This is a genomic window from Pseudomonas sp. NFACC32-1 (assembly GCF_900101215.1).
Classification (GTDB): domain Bacteria; phylum Pseudomonadota; class Gammaproteobacteria; order Pseudomonadales; family Pseudomonadaceae; genus Aquipseudomonas.
In genome coordinates, this window is sequence record NZ_FMUL01000001.1 from 74,984 (window position 1) to 91,227 (window position 16,244).

General features: G+C 62.6%; 17 protein-coding genes. 15 read left to right on the forward strand and 2 right to left on the reverse strand.

Annotated features, from left to right (window positions below; translation table 11 throughout):
• The first annotated feature begins 3 nt into the window (after window positions 1-3).
• The 13 genes from flhF (at window position 4) to BLP99_RS00380 (ending at window position 12,504) form a co-directional block, all read left to right on the forward strand.
• Window positions 4-1,353 carry a flagellar biosynthesis GTPase FlhF gene (gene flhF / locus BLP99_RS00320; RefSeq protein ID WP_072389480.1) on the forward strand — a complete coding sequence of 450 codons (1,350 nt, stop codon included), beginning with the start codon at window positions 4-6 and terminating at the stop codon, window positions 1,351-1,353.
• A gap of 114 nt (window positions 1,354-1,467) precedes the next feature.
• On the forward strand, window positions 1,468-2,298 hold the full coding sequence (fleN, locus tag BLP99_RS00325; RefSeq protein WP_003184001.1) for a flagellar synthesis regulator FleN: 831 nt from the start codon (window positions 1,468-1,470) through the stop codon (window positions 2,296-2,298).
• Window positions 2,295-3,038: an RNA polymerase sigma factor FliA gene (gene fliA, locus BLP99_RS00330; protein ID WP_072389477.1), complete on the forward strand. Its 744-nt coding sequence runs from the start codon at window positions 2,295-2,297 to the stop codon at window positions 3,036-3,038. The genes fleN and fliA overlap by 4 nt, the downstream gene beginning before the upstream one ends.
• Before the next feature lie 166 nt (window positions 3,039-3,204).
• Window positions 3,205-3,576 carry a chemotaxis response regulator CheY gene (locus BLP99_RS00335; protein WP_003183998.1) on the forward strand — a complete coding sequence of 124 codons (372 nt, stop codon included), beginning with the start codon at window positions 3,205-3,207 and terminating at the stop codon, window positions 3,574-3,576.
• 18 nt (window positions 3,577-3,594) lie between these two features.
• On the forward strand, window positions 3,595-4,383 hold the full coding sequence (locus BLP99_RS00340; RefSeq protein WP_072389475.1) for a protein phosphatase CheZ: 789 nt from the start codon (window positions 3,595-3,597) through the stop codon (window positions 4,381-4,383).
• Between the two features lie 258 nt (window positions 4,384-4,641).
• Window positions 4,642-6,924, forward strand: a complete 2,283-nt coding sequence (locus BLP99_RS00345; RefSeq protein ID WP_072389473.1) for a chemotaxis protein CheA — start codon at window positions 4,642-4,644, stop codon at window positions 6,922-6,924.
• A gap of 47 nt (window positions 6,925-6,971) precedes the next feature.
• On the forward strand, window positions 6,972-8,102 hold the full coding sequence (locus BLP99_RS00350) for a protein-glutamate methylesterase/protein-glutamine glutaminase (protein ID WP_072389471.1): 1,131 nt from the start codon (window positions 6,972-6,974) through the stop codon (window positions 8,100-8,102).
• The gene (locus BLP99_RS00355) at window positions 8,102-8,842 is read left to right on the forward strand and encodes a flagellar motor protein (RefSeq protein ID WP_072389468.1); all 741 of its coding nucleotides are present in this window, start codon (window positions 8,102-8,104) and stop codon (window positions 8,840-8,842) included. Before BLP99_RS00350 ends, BLP99_RS00355 begins: the two co-directional genes overlap by 1 nt.
• 15 nt (window positions 8,843-8,857) lie before the next feature.
• A complete protein-coding gene (gene motD / locus BLP99_RS00360) occupies window positions 8,858-9,742 on the forward strand; it encodes a flagellar motor protein MotD (RefSeq protein WP_092179479.1) in 885 nt (294 codons plus the stop codon).
• Between the two features lie 49 nt (window positions 9,743-9,791).
• A complete protein-coding gene (locus tag BLP99_RS00365) occupies window positions 9,792-10,583 on the forward strand; it encodes a ParA family protein (RefSeq protein WP_053154985.1) in 792 nt (263 codons plus the stop codon).
• A gap of 80 nt (window positions 10,584-10,663) precedes the next feature.
• A complete protein-coding gene (locus BLP99_RS00370) occupies window positions 10,664-11,551 on the forward strand; it encodes a CheW domain-containing protein (RefSeq protein ID WP_072389464.1) in 888 nt (295 codons plus the stop codon).
• Window positions 11,552-11,621: 70 nt separating this feature from the next.
• Complete coding sequence (locus BLP99_RS00375) at window positions 11,622-12,107, forward strand: chemotaxis protein CheW (protein ID WP_024778681.1); 486 nt, start codon at window positions 11,622-11,624, stop codon at window positions 12,105-12,107.
• 1 nt (window position 12,108) lies between these two features.
• Window positions 12,109-12,504, forward strand: coding sequence for a DUF2802 domain-containing protein (locus BLP99_RS00380; protein WP_072389462.1), 396 nt, complete (start codon window positions 12,109-12,111; stop codon window positions 12,502-12,504).
• Window positions 12,505-12,784: 280 nt separating this feature from the next.
• On the opposite strand, the gene BLP99_RS00385 is transcribed toward BLP99_RS00380, so the two are convergent.
• Window positions 12,785-13,114 carry an EscU/YscU/HrcU family type III secretion system export apparatus switch protein gene (locus BLP99_RS00385; protein WP_072389460.1) on the reverse strand — a complete coding sequence of 110 codons (330 nt, stop codon included), beginning with the start codon at window positions 13,112-13,114 and terminating at the stop codon, window positions 12,785-12,787.
• Complete coding sequence (fliK, locus tag BLP99_RS00390) at window positions 13,111-14,685, reverse strand: flagellar hook-length control protein FliK (RefSeq protein ID WP_092179481.1); 1,575 nt, start codon at window positions 14,683-14,685, stop codon at window positions 13,111-13,113. The genes BLP99_RS00385 and fliK overlap by 4 nt, the downstream gene beginning before the upstream one ends.
• 185 nt (window positions 14,686-14,870) lie before the next feature.
• Here fliK and ccmA point away from each other — a divergent pair, with 185 nt between their 5' ends.
• Window positions 14,871-15,506 carry a cytochrome c biogenesis heme-transporting ATPase CcmA gene (ccmA, locus tag BLP99_RS00395; RefSeq protein WP_072389455.1) on the forward strand — a complete coding sequence of 212 codons (636 nt, stop codon included), beginning with the start codon at window positions 14,871-14,873 and terminating at the stop codon, window positions 15,504-15,506.
• On the forward strand, window positions 15,503-16,171 hold the full coding sequence (gene ccmB, locus BLP99_RS00400; RefSeq protein ID WP_053154995.1) for a heme exporter protein CcmB: 669 nt from the start codon (window positions 15,503-15,505) through the stop codon (window positions 16,169-16,171). Before ccmA ends, ccmB begins: the two co-directional genes overlap by 4 nt.
• Window positions 16,172-16,244: the final 73 nt, after the last annotated feature.

The window sequence follows — 16,244 nt, forward strand, 5'->3', positions numbered from 1 at the left end:
TTTATGCAAGTGAAGCGTTTTTTCGCCGCCGATATGCGTCAGGCCATGAAACTGGTTCGTGACGAGCTGGGCGCCGAAGCAGCCATCATCGGCAACCGCCGGATCGCCGGCGGTGTCGAGCTGACGGCGGCCCTGGACTACAAATTGTCTGCGTTGGCCCCGCGGGTTCCGAACATGGAACTTGAGGATGAGCTGCGCAAGACCCAGTCGCGCATCGCCAGTGCCCAGGCCGAATTGAGCCTGCGCAGCAGCGAAGGCGAGGCCGCCGCCGGCACCAATCGTCAATTGTTCGCCGGCCAGCCGCTGACTGCCGGCCTGCCCTTGACCGCTGCCGAGCCGCTGATCGAGCCGACCCCGGCCGAGCCGCGTCGTCCGGCCCCGGCTCCGGCCGCCCCCGCCCCGGGTATCGACCCACGGGCCCTGGATTCGATGCGTTTCGAGCTCAACAGCCTGCGCGAGCTGATGGAAGTCCAGCTCGGCTCCCTGGCCTGGAACCAGCTGCAAGGCAGCCGCCCGGCCCAGGCCAACCTGTGGCGTCGCCTGCAACGCATCGGCCTGTCCGGTCCGTTGGCCCGCGACCTGCTGGCGCTGATCAACGATATCGAGGAGCCTCGCCAGGCCTGGCGCATGCTGCTGGCGCACCTGGCGCGGATGATCGCCACGCCGGAAGTCGAGCCGCTGGAAGAGGGCGGGGTGATTGCGATGGTCGGTCCGGCCGGCATGGGCAAGACCACCACCCTTGCCAAGCTGGCCGCCCGTTATGTGCTCAAGTACGGTTCCCAGAGCATTGCCCTGGTGAGCATGGACAGTTTCCGCATCGGTGCCCAGGAGCAACTCAAGACCCTGGGGCGGATCCTCAATGTGTCGGTGACCCACGTGGACCCGGGCCAATCCCTGGCCCAGGCGCTGGAGCCGCTGCTGCGCAAGCGTGTCGTGCTGATCGATACCGCCGGCCTGCAAGCCAGCGACCCGGCCCTGCGCATGCAGCTTGAAAGCCTGGCCGGTCGCGGTATACGGTCAAAAAATTATCTCGTGTTGGCAACCACCAGCCAGAAACAGGTTCTAACGGCCGCTTATCACAGCTACAAACGTTGTGGTCTGGCCGGTTGCATCCTGACCAAGCTGGACGAAACGGCAAGCCTGGGCGAGGTGTTGAGCCTGGCGATCGGTCACGATCTGCCGGTGGCGTACCTGACCGATGGGCCGCGGATCCCGGATGATTTGCATCTGCCGCGTCGTCATCAACTGGTCAGTCGCGCCGTGAGTGTGCAAATGCAGGACGAACCCAGCGAAGAAGCCATGGCTGACATGTTCGCTGATATCTACCACAGCCCTACCAAGCAGGTCGGCTGAGGTAATCATGAATATTTTTTGTACCTACATCGATGGTCTGCCATGCAATGTTCAGTATGAACGCGCAGCCAGTAATGTGGCCTCCGTCTAAGTAAGACAAGGTAAAGAACGAACATGGGCAGCATGCATCCCGTACAGGTGATCGCGGTGACCGGCGGCAAAGGTGGCGTCGGCAAGACTAACGTGTCAGTGAACTTGTCCCTGGCTCTGGCAGAGCTTGGCCGACGGGTCATGCTGCTGGACGCCGACCTGGGCCTGGCGAACGTCGACGTGCTGCTGGGGCTTACCCCCAAGCGCACCCTGGCGGACGTCATCGAAGGTCGCTGCGAATTGCGCGACGTGCTGCTGCAAGGGCCCGGCGGGATTCGCATCGTGCCGGCCGCCTCCGGCACCCAGAGCATGGTTCATCTGACCCCGGCCCAGCACGCCGGCCTGATCCAGGCATTCAGCGACATTGGCGATAACCTCGATGTGCTGGTGATCGATACCGCGGCCGGTATCGGTGACTCGGTCGTCAGTTTCGTACGCGCCGCCCAGGAGGTGTTGCTGGTGGTCTGCGACGAACCGACGTCCATCACCGACGCCTATGCCCTGATCAAGCTACTGAACCGCGACTATGGCATGAACCGCTTCCGCGTCCTGGCCAACATGGCCCAGAGCCCACAGGAGGGACGCAACCTGTTCGCCAAGTTGACCAAGGTCACGGATCGCTTCCTGGACGTTGCGCTTCAATACGTGGGGGCCGTGCCCTACGACGAAAGCGTACGCAAGGCCGTCCAGAAGCAACGTGCCGTCTATGAAGCCTTTCCACGTTCCAAATGCGCGCTGGCGTTCAAGGCGATCGCCCAGAAGGTCGATACCTGGCCACTGCCGGCCAACCCACGCGGGCATCTGGAATTTTTCGTCGAGCGTCTCGTGCAACAAACAGCAGGGCCCGTGTTATGACAGCCAGCGGTTACAACCATCTCTACAAGAAATCGGCACGGGACGCCCAATACGAATTGATCGAGCGTTACGCGCCCCTGGTCAAGCGCATTGCCTATCACTTGCTGGCGCGCCTGCCGGCCAGTGTCCAGGTCGAAGACCTGATCCAGGCAGGCATGATCGGCCTGCTCGAAGTGGCGAACAAATACGACGCCAGCAAGGGTGCCAGTTTCGAGACCTATGCCGGTATCCGCATTCGTGGCGCGATGCTCGATGAGGTCCGCAAGGGCGATTGGGCACCGCGTTCGGTACACCGTAATACCCGCATGGTCAGTGACGCGATTCGCGCCATCGAATCTAAAACCGGACGTGACGCTAAAGATCACGAGGTTGCGGCCGAACTCCAGTTGAGTCTCGACGATTATTACGGGATTTTGAACGATACCCTGGGCAGCCGCCTGTTCAGTTTCGACGACCTGTTGCAGGACGGCGAGCACGAAGGGCTGCATGAGGATGGCGCAAGTGCCTATATGGAGCCGTCGCGTGACCTGGAAGATGAACGCTTCCAGAGTGCGTTGGCGGATGCGATTGCCAATTTGCCGGAGCGTGAGCGACTGGTCTTGGCGCTGTACTACGACGAAGAGCTGAACCTCAAGGAAATCGGTGAGGTCCTGGGGGTCAGCGAATCGCGGGTCAGCCAGTTACACAGCCAGTGCGCGGCCCGTTTGCGGGGGCGTTTGGGGGAGTGGCGAGCGCGCTGACAGCGGGCAGGGGAGCGCAGCGGACGAGGTTGGCGGGGCAAGTTCCCATCAGTCGCCGTACGGTGCGCACCGGACCGTTGTCGAGTGTTGTGCCGGATTGATTGAAATGGCGCGTTCAGGTGCTGGACACGTTTAAGACTGCTTGGAGGTCGAATTGGACAAGAACATGAAAATCCTCATCGTTGACGATTTTTCAACGATGCGGCGGATCATTAAGAACCTGTTGCGTGACCTTGGGTTCACCAACACGGTTGAGGCCGACGATGGCACCACCGCCATCCCGGTCCTCAACAGCGGGAGCATCGACTTTCTGGTGACTGACTGGAACATGCCCGGCATGACCGGTATCGACTTGCTGCGTCATGTACGCGCCGATGAAAAACTCAAGCACCTTCCCGTGCTGATGGTCACCGCCGAAGCCAAGCGCGAGCAGATCATCGAAGCGGCCCAGGCCGGTGTGAACGGCTATGTGGTCAAACCCTTCACGGCCCAGGCGTTGAAAGAGAAGATCGAGAAAATCTTCGAACGCATCGGTTAATGGCGCCACGGGGGAGCTATGGAGCATAACGAATCTTCAATGGGCGATTTCGAATCGACCCTGAAAAAACATGCCCGCGAACTGGTCGATAGCCTTGAAAAAGGCCGCTTCGGCGACGCTGTCCAGATGATCCACGAGCTCAACCAGACCCGGGATCGTGGTCTGTACCAGGAAGTCGGCAAGCTCACCCGTGAACTGCACAGCGCAATCGTCAATTTCCAGATCGACCCGAACATGCCGCAGGCCGAGGAGGTCTCGCAGATCACCGACGCGACCGAGCGCCTGTCCTACGTGGTCAAGCTGACCGAGGCCGCGGCCAACCGCACCATGGACCTGGTGGAAAGCGCTACGCCCCTGGTCAACGGCCTGGGCGACGAAGCCCAGGCCTTGAGCGCCGATTGGGGCCGGTTCATGCGGCGGGAGGTCGGGGCCCAGGAATTCCGGGAGCTGGCTCGCCGTGTCGACGGTTTTCTGACACGCAGCAGCGCCGACAACCGCGCCGTGGCGAACAACCTCAACGACATTCTGCTGGCCCAGGACTATCAGGACCTGACCGGGCAGGTGATCAAGCGCGTGACCCAACTGGTCACCGAAGTCGAAAGCAATCTGCTCAAACTCGTGCTCATGGCCAGTCAGGTGGACCGCTTTGCGGGCATCGAACATGACCGTGCGGCGATGCTCGCTGAAAAAGATCCAAAAAAACATCTCTCCCAGGGTGAAGGTCCGCAAATTCATGCCGATAAAAGAGAAGACGTTGTATCCGGTCAGGACGACGTGGACGATTTGTTGTCCAGCCTTGGATTTTGAGTTTGTAGGTCGTGATAACGGTTAATACCGATCGCGCCGTGCCCCACAAGGCGCAAGACCCAGGCACGAGGAGTGTGGTTTGGTCTTACCAAATGAACGACGAGTAACGACGGATTGCGCCTTGTGGGGCGCACCCCGAGAGGTTGGAGTCCAGAGCGCGCCATGCTGCGTTGCAAGCCTTGCCGGGCACGCTCACGACACCAATGCGATCCGGGATTAACCGTCATCACGACCTACCTGTTTTAGGAGCAGCCATTAATGAGCTTCGGCGCCGATGAAGAGATCCTTCAGGATTTCCTGGTTGAGGCCGGCGAGATTCTAGAGCAACTGTCCGAACAACTGGTCGAGCTGGAAAGCCGGCCTGACGATGCGGATCTGCTCAATGCAATTTTTCGCGGTTTCCACACTGTAAAAGGAGGCGCCGGCTTCCTCCAGCTCAACGAGCTGGTGGAGTGCTGTCACATTGCCGAGAACGTGTTCGACATCCTGCGCAAGGGTGAGCGTCGCGTTGACTCGGAGCTGATGGACGTGGTGCTTGAAGCACTGGATGCGGTCAACAGCATGTTCAGCGAAGTGCGCGAGCGCTCGCCCATTACCCCTGCCACGCCTGAGCTGCTCGCCGCGCTGTCGCGCCTGGCCGAGCCGCAATCGGCCGACGAAGCCGCTCCGGCTGAAGAACCTGCTGTCGAAGAGCCTGTCGCCGAAGAACCGGTGGCGCAAGAGTCGGGCGATATCACCGATAACGAATTCGAACAACTGCTGGACTCCCTGAGCGCCGTCAAGGCTGAAGCCCAGGTCCAGGCCCCGGTAGCGCCAGCGGCGCAAGCCGCCGATGGCACGGCCAGCGACGAAATCACCGATGCCGAGTTCGAGTCGCTGCTCGACCAGCTCCACGGCAAGGGCCAGTTCGCCCCGGATGCCGTCGCCCCGACGCCAACACCTGCGGCCCCCAGCGCGGCAGGCGACAACTCCGACATCACCGACGATGAATTCGAAGCGCTACTCGACCAGTTGCATGGCAAGGGCACGTTCGCCGTTGACGCGCTGGAGTCGGCCATCGCTTCTGCACCGGGCTCGGACAAACCATCCGCGGCGGCGGCCGGCAGCGACCTGATCACTGATCAGGAATTCGAATCGCTGCTCGACGAACTGCACGGCAAAGGCAAGTTCAGCGAAGTCGGTACCGCCACTGCCGCATCGACGGCCGCGCCGGCCGCCAAGGCTGCGCCCAAGCCCGCTGCCAAGGCGCCGGAAAGCAAGGCGCCCCAAGCCAAGGCCGAGACGCCTGCGCCGGCGGCCGCGGCCAAGCCAGCCGCCCCGGCACCTGCTCGCGCAGCCGCTGCCGCGCCAGCGGAAAAACCGACCAGCGAAGCCGAGACGACCGTTCGGGTCGACACCGCGCGCCTGGACGAGATCATGAACATGGTCGGCGAACTGGTGCTGGTGCGTAACCGTCTGGTGCGCCTGGGCCTCAACAGCCAGGACGAAGCCATGTCCAAGGCGGTGTCGAATCTCGACGTGGTCACCGCCGACCTGCAGACCGCGGTCATGAAGACCCGGATGCAGCCGATCAAGAAAGTCTTCGGGCGCTTCCCGCGCCTGGTACGAGACCTGGCTCGCCAGCTCAAGAAAGAAATCAACCTGGAACTGGTGGGTGAAGAAACCGACCTGGACAAGAACCTCGTCGAGGCCTTGGCCGACCCGCTGGTCCACTTGGTGCGCAACGCGGTCGACCACGGCATCGAGTCGCCGGAAGAGCGCGAGGCCGCCGGCAAGGTCCGCAGCGGCAAGGTGATCCTGGCCGCCGAGCAGGAGGGTGATCACATCCTGCTGTCGATCTCCGACGACGGCAAGGGCATGGACCCCGAGATATTGCGGGCCATCGCAGTGAAACGCGGTGTGATGGACAAGGATGCCGCCGACCGCCTCAGCGACACCGAGTGCTACAACCTGATCTTCGCCCCGGGGTTCTCCACCAAGACCGAGATTTCCGACGTATCGGGCCGTGGCGTGGGCATGGACGTGGTGAAAACCAAGATCTCCCAGCTCAACGGTTCGATCAACATTCATTCGGTCAAGGGTTCGGGCTCGAAGATCCTCATCAAAGTGCCGCTGACCCTGGCGATCATGCCGACCCTGATGGTGATGCTGGGCAACCAGGCCTTCGCCTTCCCATTGGTCAACGTCAACGAGATTTTCCACCTCGACCTGTCGAAGACCAACGTGGTGGACGGCCAGGAAGTGGTGATCGTGCGGGACAAGGCGCTGCCGCTGTTCTACCTCAAGCGCTGGCTGGTCAGCTCCGCCGCCCATGTGGAGCAGGGCGAAGGCCATGTGGTGATCCTTTCGGTCGGTACCCAGCGGATCGGCTTCGTCGTCGACCAGCTCGTGGGCCAGGAAGAAGTGGTCATCAAGCCGTTGGGCAAGATGCTCCAGGGCACCCCGGGCATGTCCGGCGCCACCATCACCGGCGACGGCCGCATCGCGCTGATCCTCGATGTGCCAAGCATGCTCAAGCGTTACGCCACACGGCGTATTTGATTCTGGGGGGCGTGGCCCAGGGCCGCGCCTCGTCTAACGGAGTGTTTATGGTAGTTAAAGTCCTGGTGGTGGACGATTCGGGGTTCTTCCGCCGCCGCGTCTCGGAAATTCTTTCAGCGGATACGAGTATTCAGGTCGTCGGCACCGCGACCAACGGCAAAGAGGCGATCGATCAGGCCCTGGCCCTCAAGCCGGACGTGATCACCATGGACTACGAGATGCCCATGATGGATGGCATCACCGCCGTGCGGCATATCATGCAGCGCTGCCCGACCCCGGTATTGATGTTCTCCTCGCTGACCCACGAAGGCGCCCGGGTGACCCTCGATGCGCTGGACGCCGGCGCGGTGGATTTCCTGCCGAAGAATTTCGAGGACATCTCGCGCAACCCCGACAAGGTCCGGCAGTTGCTCTGTGAGAAGGTCCACAGCATTTCCCGCAGCAACCGGCGCGTGAGTGCCTACAGCCCACCGGCCCCGGCGCCGGTGTCCGCGCCTGCGCCTGCCCCGGCTTCATCGGGTGGTTTCAATCCGGCGCCGGCGCGCAGCGCTGCGCCTGCTGCGCCAACCCGTGCCGCGCCCGCCGCCACGGCCTCGTCGCCGGCGCCCAAGCGCAAGGCCTACAAACTGGTCGCCATCGGTACTTCCACCGGTGGTCCGGTGGCGCTGCAGCGGGTCCTGACCCAGTTGCCGGCCAATTTCCCGGCCCCCATCGTGCTGATCCAGCACATGCCCGCCGCGTTCACCAAGGCATTCGCCGAGCGCCTGGACAAGCTCTGCCGCATCAGCGTCAAGGAAGCCGAGGATGGCGATGTCCTGCGTCCCGGCCTGGCGCTGCTGGCGCCGGGTGGCAAGCAGATGATGATCGATGGCCGTGGCGCGGTGAAAATCCTCCCTGGCGACGAGCGCCTGAACTACAAGCCTTGTGTGGATATCACCTTCGGTTCCGCCGCGAAATCCTACGGCGACAAAGTTCTGGCGGTGGTGCTCACCGGCATGGGGGCCGATGGTCGCGAAGGCGCGCGCCTGCTCAAGCAGGGCGGCAGCACGATCTGGGCCCAGGACGAAGCCAGCTGCGTGATCTATGGCATGCCCATGGCGATTGTCAAAGCGGACCTGGCCGACGGGATATATGGCCTGGACGATATCGGTAGACACCTGGTCGAGGCGTGCCTGTAATGGATGTGCTCAGCCTGATCGGCATCATCATGGCGTTCGTCGCCATCATCGGTGGCAATTATCTGGAAGGCGGCCATCTCGGGGCCCTGGCCAACGGCCCGGCCGCGTTGATCGTGCTGGGCGGCACCATCGGGGCCGCTTTGCTGCAGTCACCCATGAGCGCCTTCAAGCGCGCCATGCAGGTGCTGGTCTGGATCCTGTTCCCGCCACGGGTCGACCTGGCCGGTGGCATCGATCGCGTCGTGAACTGGAGCCTGACCGCCCGCAAGGAGGGCCTGCTCGGTCTGGAAGGGGTGGCTGACGCCGAACCGGACAGCTATTCGCGCAAAGGCCTGCAGCTGCTGGTGGACGGCGCCGAGCCGGAAGCCATCCGCAGCATCCTGGAAGTGGATTTCTATACCCAGGAAAGCCGTGACATCGAAGCAGCCAAGGTGTTCGAAAGCATGGGCGGCTACGCACCTACCATCGGCATCATCGGTGCGGTCATGGGCCTGATCCACGTGATGGGTAACCTGGCCGATCCATCGCAACTGGGCAATGGTATCGCCGTGGCTTTCGTCGCCACGATCTATGGCGTGGCCAGCGCCAACCTGGTGTTGCTGCCCATCGCCGCCAAGCTCAAGGCCATCGCCCTGCGCCAGTCGCGTTATCGTGAAATGTTGCTGGAGGGCATCCTGTCCATCGCCGAGGGTGAGAACCCGCGTTCCATCGAGTTGAAGCTCCAGGGCTTCATGGACTGATGGGGGATAGGGACAATGGCACGCCGCAGACAGCATGAAGAGCACGTCAACCACGAACGCTGGCTGGTTTCCTACGCCGACTTCATCACCTTGCTGTTTGCCTTTTTCGTGGTGATGTACTCGATCTCGTCGGTCAACGAAGGCAAGTACAAGGTGATTTCCGAAGCGCTGCTCGGCGTCTTTACCGACTCGGACCGCGCCCTCAAGCCTATCCCCATCGGCGACGAACGCCCCAAGACCACGACGCCGGCCAAGCCGTTGGTCAGGGACACCGAGCAGGTGGATGCCGGCATCGCCGGCGGCAGCGATCCGCTGAAAAGCATTGCCGACGACATCAGCGCCGCGTTCGGCGACCTGATCAGTTCCAACCAGATGACCGTGCGCGGCAATGAGCTGTGGGTGGAGATCGAGCTCAACTCCAGCCTGTTGTTCGGCAGCGGCGATGCGATGCCCAGTGACATGGCGTTCAACATCATCGACAAGGTGGCGGCGATCCTCAAGCCGTTCGACAACCCGATTCATGTGGAAGGCTTCACCGACGACCAGCCGATCCGCACCGCGCAGTACCCGACCAACTGGGAGCTGTCCTCGGCCCGTTCGGCCAGTATCGTGCGCATGCTTGCCATGCAGGGCGTGAATCCTGGCCGCCTGGCATCGGTGGGGTACGGCGAGTTCCAGCCGGTGGCCAACAATGCCACTGCCGAGGGGCGTGCGCGCAACCGGCGGGTGGTGCTGGTGGTGTCGCGCAACCTCGACGTGCGCCGCAGCCTGACCGGTACCGGCACGGCCCATGCGACGCCGGATGCGGCATTGAAGCGGGCTGGCACACAAACTGCACCGACCTCGGTCAACACACCGGGAAGACCGAGCGCCGTCAATTCTCCGTCACCCGCTTTATAACCGAGCTATTTCTCGGTCGAGCCTGTTTCGGCCGGGAGGAACGATACGAATGAGAGTCTGGGCAGTTGCCAATCAGAAAGGGGGCGTGGGTAAAACCACCTCTTCCATCGCTTTAGCCGGATTGCTGGCCGAGGCGGGCAAGCGCGTGGTCATTGTCGATCTGGACCCGCACGGCTCGATGACCAGTTACTTTGGCTACGATCCCGATAGCCTGGAGCACAGCAACTACGACCTGTTCCTGCACAAGGGCAGCGTGCCCGAGGGCTTGCCCGGGCAGTTGCTGTTGTCCACCAGCGACGAGCGGATTTCCCTGCTGCCGTCCAGCACCGCCCTGGCCACCCTGGAGCGCCAGTCGCCTGGCCAGAGCGGCCTGGGCCTGGTGATCGCCAAGAGTCTGGCGCAACTGTGGCAGGATTTCGATTACGCGATCATCGACAGCCCGCCGTTGCTTGGCTTGCTGATGGTCAATGCCTTGGCGGCCAGCCAGCAACTGGTGATCCCGGTGCAGACCGAGCACCTGGCGGTCAAGGGGTTGGAGCGGATGGTCAACACCCTGGCGATGGTCAACCGCTCGCGCAAGCAATCGCTGGCCTTCAACATCGTGCCAACCCTGTTCGACCGGCGCACCCAGGCTTCCATGGGCACCCTGCGGGTATTGCGCGACATGTATCCCGATGACATCTGGCAAGGCTACATCCCGGTGGACACGCGCCTGCGCGATGCCAGTCGCGCCGGCCTGACCCCTTCGCAGTTCGATGGCAAGAGCCGTGGCGTGCTGGCTTACCGCGCGCTGCTCAAGCATCTCCTGGCCCAGCAGCTCGTTCCACAGCAGGTGGCCTGATTGAACGCGTCCAGAATCATCGCAGGCTCAAGTCCCATGGCATCCATGCCGATAACATTCATATGGGGCGCACTGTTCCAATGAACCGCCCGATCAAGACAACCTCGCGTCCGCAAATGGCCCTGCAGTCTTATCTGGATGGGCTGTTGCAGGAAGCGACCGAAGAATTGCCACCGCCGCCGAGCGTGATCGAGGCCTTGCCTGGGTCCGTCGAAGCCGAGGGTGTACTGGATGAATTCCAGGCGGCCGTGCTCGAAGAGCAGGCCCGTGATGCACGCAAGCCCGTGGTTGCCCCGGTGGCCAAGGCTCCGGTGGTCGAAGCGCCGTCGATAGAGCCGGCCGTGAAAGTGATGGAGGTACCCGCGCCAATCCTGGCGCCGGTCTCGACCGTTGCGCCGTTGTTGCAGGGCCTGGTCAAGCCGGTGGTGGAAGTTCACCTGCCGCCGAGCAGCCCGCCGCCACCGGTGCCGGGAAACGACCGTCCGGCCTGGGCCGCCGAGGCGTTCGAGTGCCTGTTGTTCGATGTGGCCGGGTTGACCCTGGCGGTGCCGCTGGTTTGCCTGGGATCGATTTATTCCCTGGCCGGGCAGGAATTGACGCCGTTGTTCGGCCAGCCGGAATGGTTCCTCGGGATCCTGCCCAGCCAGGCCGGCAACCTGAAGGTGCTGGATACCGCGCGCTGGGTGATGCCGGATCGTTATCGCGACGATTTCCGCCAGGGCCTTCAGTACGTGATTTCGGTGCAGGGCTACGAGTGGGGATTGGCGGTGCATCAGGTCAGTCGCTCGTTGCGCCTGGACCCGAACGAAATCAAGTGGCGCAGCCATCGAGGGCAACGGCCATGGCTGGCCGGTACGGTGATCGAGCACATGTGCGCCTTGCTGGACGTTTCCGAGCTGGCCGAGCTGATCGCCAGCGGCGGGGCAAAACACCTGGGCGGCACCAAGCCGGTCCAGAAACCGAAATAACACAACCGGCGACGCAGGGCGTCACGGGGCAGAACACACCGCCACAGGCGGTTTTTCGAGGGGTCAGGGTATGAATGATAAGGCGTCGTCTCTCAAGGGTTCCGAAGATCCGATCCTGCAATGGGTCACCTTCAAGCTCGATAACGAAACCTACGGCATCAACGTGATGCGCGTGCAGGAAGTGCTGCGCTATACCGAGATCGCTCCGGTACCGGGTGCGCCCAGCTATGTGCTGGGTATCATCAACCTGCGTGGCAACGTAGTCACGGTGATCGACACTCGCCAGCGTTTCGGCTTGAACTCCACTGAAGTCAACGACAACACCCGTATCGTGATCATCGAGGCCGACAAGCAAGTGGTCGGTATCCTGGTGGACAGCGTCGCTGAAGTGGTTTACTTGCGTCAGTCGGAAATCGAAACCGCGCCTAACGTCGGTAACGAAGAATCGGCCAAGTTCATCCAGGGCGTGTGCAACAAGAACAACGAGTTGCTGATCCTGGTCGAACTGGAAAAAATGATGAGCGAAGAAGAATGGTCGGAACTGGAGAGTATCTGATTTGATCCTTGAGGTAGCAGTCATTGTCCTGTTCCTGTTCTGGGCCGGTACGCTGGCGATGTTCCTGGCCTACATCCGCGCCCAGCGGCAGATCGCCGCGCAGCAGGCCCAGGGCGATGCGCTGCGCGATCAGCGCATCAAGGACCTGGCCAAGCGTGTCGACGATTACCAGAACGGCACCGTGCGCATGGGCGAAGCCCTCCATGAACTGCGCGCCGTGGTCGGCCCGTTGCCGGACAAGCTGGCCCAGCTGGAACAGCGCGACCCCTCGAGCCTTTCTTTCGCCCAGGCCGCGCGTCTGGTCGGCATGGGCGCCAGCGTCGACGAACTGACCCAGGCCTGCGGCTTGACCCAGGCCGAAGCGGAATTGATGAGCAAGCTGCATAGAGGCGGCTGACCGCTTCGCCCCAATCGCCTGTGGGAGCGAGCTGGCTCGCTCCCACAGGCTTTTCTGGCGCTCGCCACCGAGTCGGATGCAAGCCGATGTTCAGCGAAACGCCACCCTGTGGCGAGGGAATTCATCCTCGCTGGTTTGCGCAGCAACCCCAAGCAAGACGCCGCGTTCCATCTGCCACGCCCTGTGCTGAGGTTTCAGGGCCGCTTTGCGTCCCAGTGGGAATAAATACCACCGCCCACCGTGGGTGCCAGTCGAGGCGCAGTGGTGCCCCCTCGTTGCCTCAGTAATCGTCTCCGCGATCTGTCACGTCTTTCTCGACACTCGGCGCATTCGGATCAAAACCCTTGGGAAACTTGCCCTTGAGGGTCCAGGCGAACGCGATGATTTCGGCAATCGTGCGATACAACTCTTCCGGGATACTGTCCCCCAGCTCCAGGCGAGCCAGCAATTTCACCAGCTCGGCATTCTCATAGATCGGTACTTCGCTTTCCCTGGCGATGCGCAGGATTTCCTCGGCCAGGGCTTCGTCGCCCTTGGCGGTGAGGGTCGGGGCATGCTGGCCATCGTACTTGAGGGCAATGGCCTGGCGGGGTTCGGTGTGGGTCGTCATGCGGTTTCGTCCACCCAGCGCTGTTCGAGCCGGGTCTTGGGGCCCTGGGGCGGGGTGCCGAGATGGCAATCGAGGTCGCCCACGTTCAGGCCGCAAGTCACGAGGCGTTCACGCAGGGCCGCCAGATTGCTTTCGATCAGGCTGGCGGTATAGGGGCGTTGCGCCCACAACTGGCTCGACAGGCTGCCGCTGAGCAACTGGACCTGGACCTGTAGCGGCCCCAGCGGCTCCATGTCGAACGCCAGTTCGACCCGCCAGAGCTGCTGTTGTCGGGGCTCGCGTTCTTCCCGAGGCTCGTTCGACTGCTCCCGGGGTGGGGTTTGCTCACGCTGGAACTTGACCTGCAAGGGCACGATGTCCTGCAGGTTACGCATCGGGATTTCCAGTTGCCAGGTACTCATCAGGCGACCGTCGTCGGTCAGGCCGGTCTGTTCCAGGCTCGACAGTTGGTGGCTCTGCAGGCGCGACACGGCGGCCGCGGCGAGGCGCAGCAAATGTTCGAGATCACCTTCGTCGTCCTGCTCTTTCAACAGGCGCGAGGGCAGGGGAAAGCTGGTGGGCTGCGGCTTGGCGCTGACCTGGCCAAGGGTGCCCAGGGCGTTGCGCACGAAACTGGGCAGTGCCTGGGACAGGGTATTGGCAGCGATGATCGCGCCCAGGTTGGTGGAGGCGGGCAGGGCCGGTGTCAGCTGTGCGACCAGCTTCAGCAGGTCGCCCTTGAGGTCCGGTGCCAGGGCAGGGGGTTGCCCGGCCAGCAGCTTGCTCTCCAGGAACGCACCGCTGGCGGCCAGGGCCTGGGCCAGGCCCTTGGGGGTGCTCAGTTGCTGGACATCCGGCAGGCTGGCCAACAGGCGCGTCACCACGGCGCGCAGCTCGCTACCCGTGTCATCGGTGACGGGCAGGTTCTGCAGGGCGCTGATCAGGCTGTCCAGCGAGCCCTGGCGACTGACCTGGGTCACCAGTTGCTGGCTCACAGCCAGTTGTTCCTGGCGGTTGCTCAGCGGGATGAACTTCAGTGTCTGGGCATCCTGTACCTGGGCGCTGAGCAACGTGCCGATACGCAGCGGCCGGGGACTGTCGATATCCAGGGTTCGGCCGGCCTGGGCGGTGTTGAGCAGGCTCACCAGCGATCGATAGACCACCGGTTGCCCTGGGGCCTGTGGCAAGGCCTGGCTGGTGATGACCTTGCCTTGCAGCAAGGTGCCCACCGGCATCTGGCTGGTGTCGATCCGCGTGAGGGTCGCGACGCTGGAAGCGAGGGCCTGTTGCACGGTAATCGCCAGGTTGCTGGCCGATGGTTGGGTCACCGCCAGGCTGGTGCCCTGAGGCAGCGGCTGGCTGCTGGTGGCCTGTACCGTGGTCTGGCGGCCGCTTTCCAGGGTGACCTTGAGCAAGAGCTGGAATGTCTGGTCCGCCTGCTTGAGGGACAGGACTTCGGCCTGGGCCGTCTGGCCGGTGGCGATCAAGCCTGCGGCGGGCGTGAGCAGCTTGAGCAGCTCACCGCTGACCATCGGCGCACGTGTCGTTGCCGTGGCCTGGGGCAGTGGCTGGATGTTCATGTCGCCTGTCATTTGCGCTTTGACCTTGGGGAAATGTAAAGCTCGGCATGTATAATGCTGCCCGTATTTTCAGGGAGTGGCGAAAATCTCGTCATTGTTTGACGCAGCTCTGTGGAACAGGCCCTCAAAGCATCTATGCTGCACTTCTTTAACGGCCGCAGCACCGCCGACTTGAACCGTATAAGGCCCGCGATCCCTTGACCAGTCCTCTTTTGCAAACCGTCGGCCTCGCCTGTGAGCGAGACTTGCGGCTGCTTTTCGAACACCTCGAATTGAGACTCTCGCCGGGCGATATGGTGCAAGTCAGTGGGCCCAATGGTAGCGGCAAGACCAGTCTGTTGCGCCTGTTGGCCGGATTGATGCAGCCCACCGCAGGCCAGGTGCTGCTCAACGGCCAGCCGTTGCACAGCCAGCGCGGCGAGCTGGCTCGCAACCTGCTCTGGATCGGTCACGCCGCCGGTATCAAGGATCTGTTGACTCCCGAGGAAAACCTCAGCTGGCTCTGTGCGCTGCATCGGCCCGCCACACGGGAAGCGATCTGGCAGGCATTGGCGCAAGTGGGGCTGCGTGGTTTCGAGGATGTGCCGTGCCATACCCTGTCCGCCGGCCAGCAGCGCCGCGTGGCCCTGGCGCGTCTATACCTGGACAGCCCGCCGTTGTGGATCCTCGACGAACCATTCACCGCCCTGGACAAGCAAGGGGTGGCGCAGCTGGAGGAACATCTGGCCCGGCACTGCGAAAACGCCGGCATGGTGTTGCTGACCACCCACCATACATTGACCCGGATGCCGTCCGGCTACCGCAATATCGATCTGGGGAATTGGGCCGTATGACTGTGTTTGGCCTGTTGCTTGCCCGCGAAGCGCGTCTGTTGTTCCGCCGTCCGGCCGAACTGGCCAATCCGCTGGTCTTTTTTGCGATCGTCATTGCGCTGTTCCCCCTGGCGGTCGGCCCCGAGACTCAATTGTTGCAAACCTTGTCGCCAGGCCTGGTCTGGGTGGCAGCGCTTTTATCGGTCCTGCTCTCGCTGGACGGGCTTTTCCGCAGTGATTTCGAGGACGGATCGCTGGAACAGTGGGTCCTTTCGTCGCACCCCCTGGCCCTTCTGGTTTTGGCCAAGGTACTGGCACACTGGGTTTTTTCCGGCCTGGCGCTGGTCTTGCTCTCACCGCTCCTGGCGATGATGCTGGGGTTGCCTGCGGCCTGCATGCCGGTGCTGTTGGTGTCGCTGTTGCTGGGTACGCCGGTGCTGAGCCTGCTGGGGGCCGTAGGTGCGGCACTGACGGTGGGGTTGAAGCGCGGCGGCCTGTTGCTGGCGCTCTTGATCCTGCCGTTGTATATCCCGGTCCTGATCCTGGGCAGTGGCGCCTTGCAGGCGGCGCTGCAAGGCATGCCGGCAACCGGTTATCTGCTGTGGCTTGGGAGCCTGACCGCCCTGGCGATAACCCTGACACCCTTTGCAATAGCCGCTGGCCTGAAGATCAGCGTCGGCGAATAATAACTAGGCCTGGTCAAAAATTGACCACTTCCTGTGAAGTAAAGGCAGACCCGGCGGTTCGTGACAGCGAGCC

Excerpts from the sequence above, each read along its gene's own strand:
- flhF (WP_072389480.1), top strand. The coding sequence starts at position 4 with ATGCAAGTGAAGCGTTTTTTCGCCGCCGATATGCGTCAGGCCATGAAA.
- fleN (WP_003184001.1), top strand. The coding sequence starts at position 1,468 with ATGGGCAGCATGCATCCCGTACAGGTGATCGCGGTGACCGGCGGCAAA.
- fliA (WP_072389477.1), top strand. The coding sequence starts at position 2,295 with ATGACAGCCAGCGGTTACAACCATCTCTACAAGAAATCGGCACGGGAC.
- BLP99_RS00335 (WP_003183998.1), top strand. The coding sequence starts at position 3,205 with ATGAAAATCCTCATCGTTGACGATTTTTCAACGATGCGGCGGATCATT.
- BLP99_RS00340 (WP_072389475.1), top strand. The coding sequence starts at position 3,595 with ATGGAGCATAACGAATCTTCAATGGGCGATTTCGAATCGACCCTGAAA.
- BLP99_RS00345 (WP_072389473.1), top strand. The coding sequence starts at position 4,642 with ATGAGCTTCGGCGCCGATGAAGAGATCCTTCAGGATTTCCTGGTTGAG.
- BLP99_RS00350 (WP_072389471.1), top strand. The coding sequence starts at position 6,972 with ATGGTAGTTAAAGTCCTGGTGGTGGACGATTCGGGGTTCTTCCGCCGC.
- BLP99_RS00355 (WP_072389468.1), top strand. The coding sequence starts at position 8,102 with ATGGATGTGCTCAGCCTGATCGGCATCATCATGGCGTTCGTCGCCATC.
- motD (WP_092179479.1), top strand. The coding sequence starts at position 8,858 with ATGGCACGCCGCAGACAGCATGAAGAGCACGTCAACCACGAACGCTGG.
- BLP99_RS00365 (WP_053154985.1), top strand. The coding sequence starts at position 9,792 with ATGAGAGTCTGGGCAGTTGCCAATCAGAAAGGGGGCGTGGGTAAAACC.
- BLP99_RS00370 (WP_072389464.1), top strand. The coding sequence starts at position 10,664 with ATGAACCGCCCGATCAAGACAACCTCGCGTCCGCAAATGGCCCTGCAG.
- BLP99_RS00375 (WP_024778681.1), top strand. The coding sequence starts at position 11,622 with ATGAATGATAAGGCGTCGTCTCTCAAGGGTTCCGAAGATCCGATCCTG.
- BLP99_RS00385 (WP_072389460.1), bottom strand. The coding sequence starts at position 13,114 with ATGACGACCCACACCGAACCCCGCCAGGCCATTGCCCTCAAGTACGAT.
- fliK (WP_092179481.1), bottom strand. The coding sequence starts at position 14,685 with ATGACAGGCGACATGAACATCCAGCCACTGCCCCAGGCCACGGCAACG.
- ccmB (WP_053154995.1), top strand. The coding sequence starts at position 15,503 with ATGACTGTGTTTGGCCTGTTGCTTGCCCGCGAAGCGCGTCTGTTGTTC.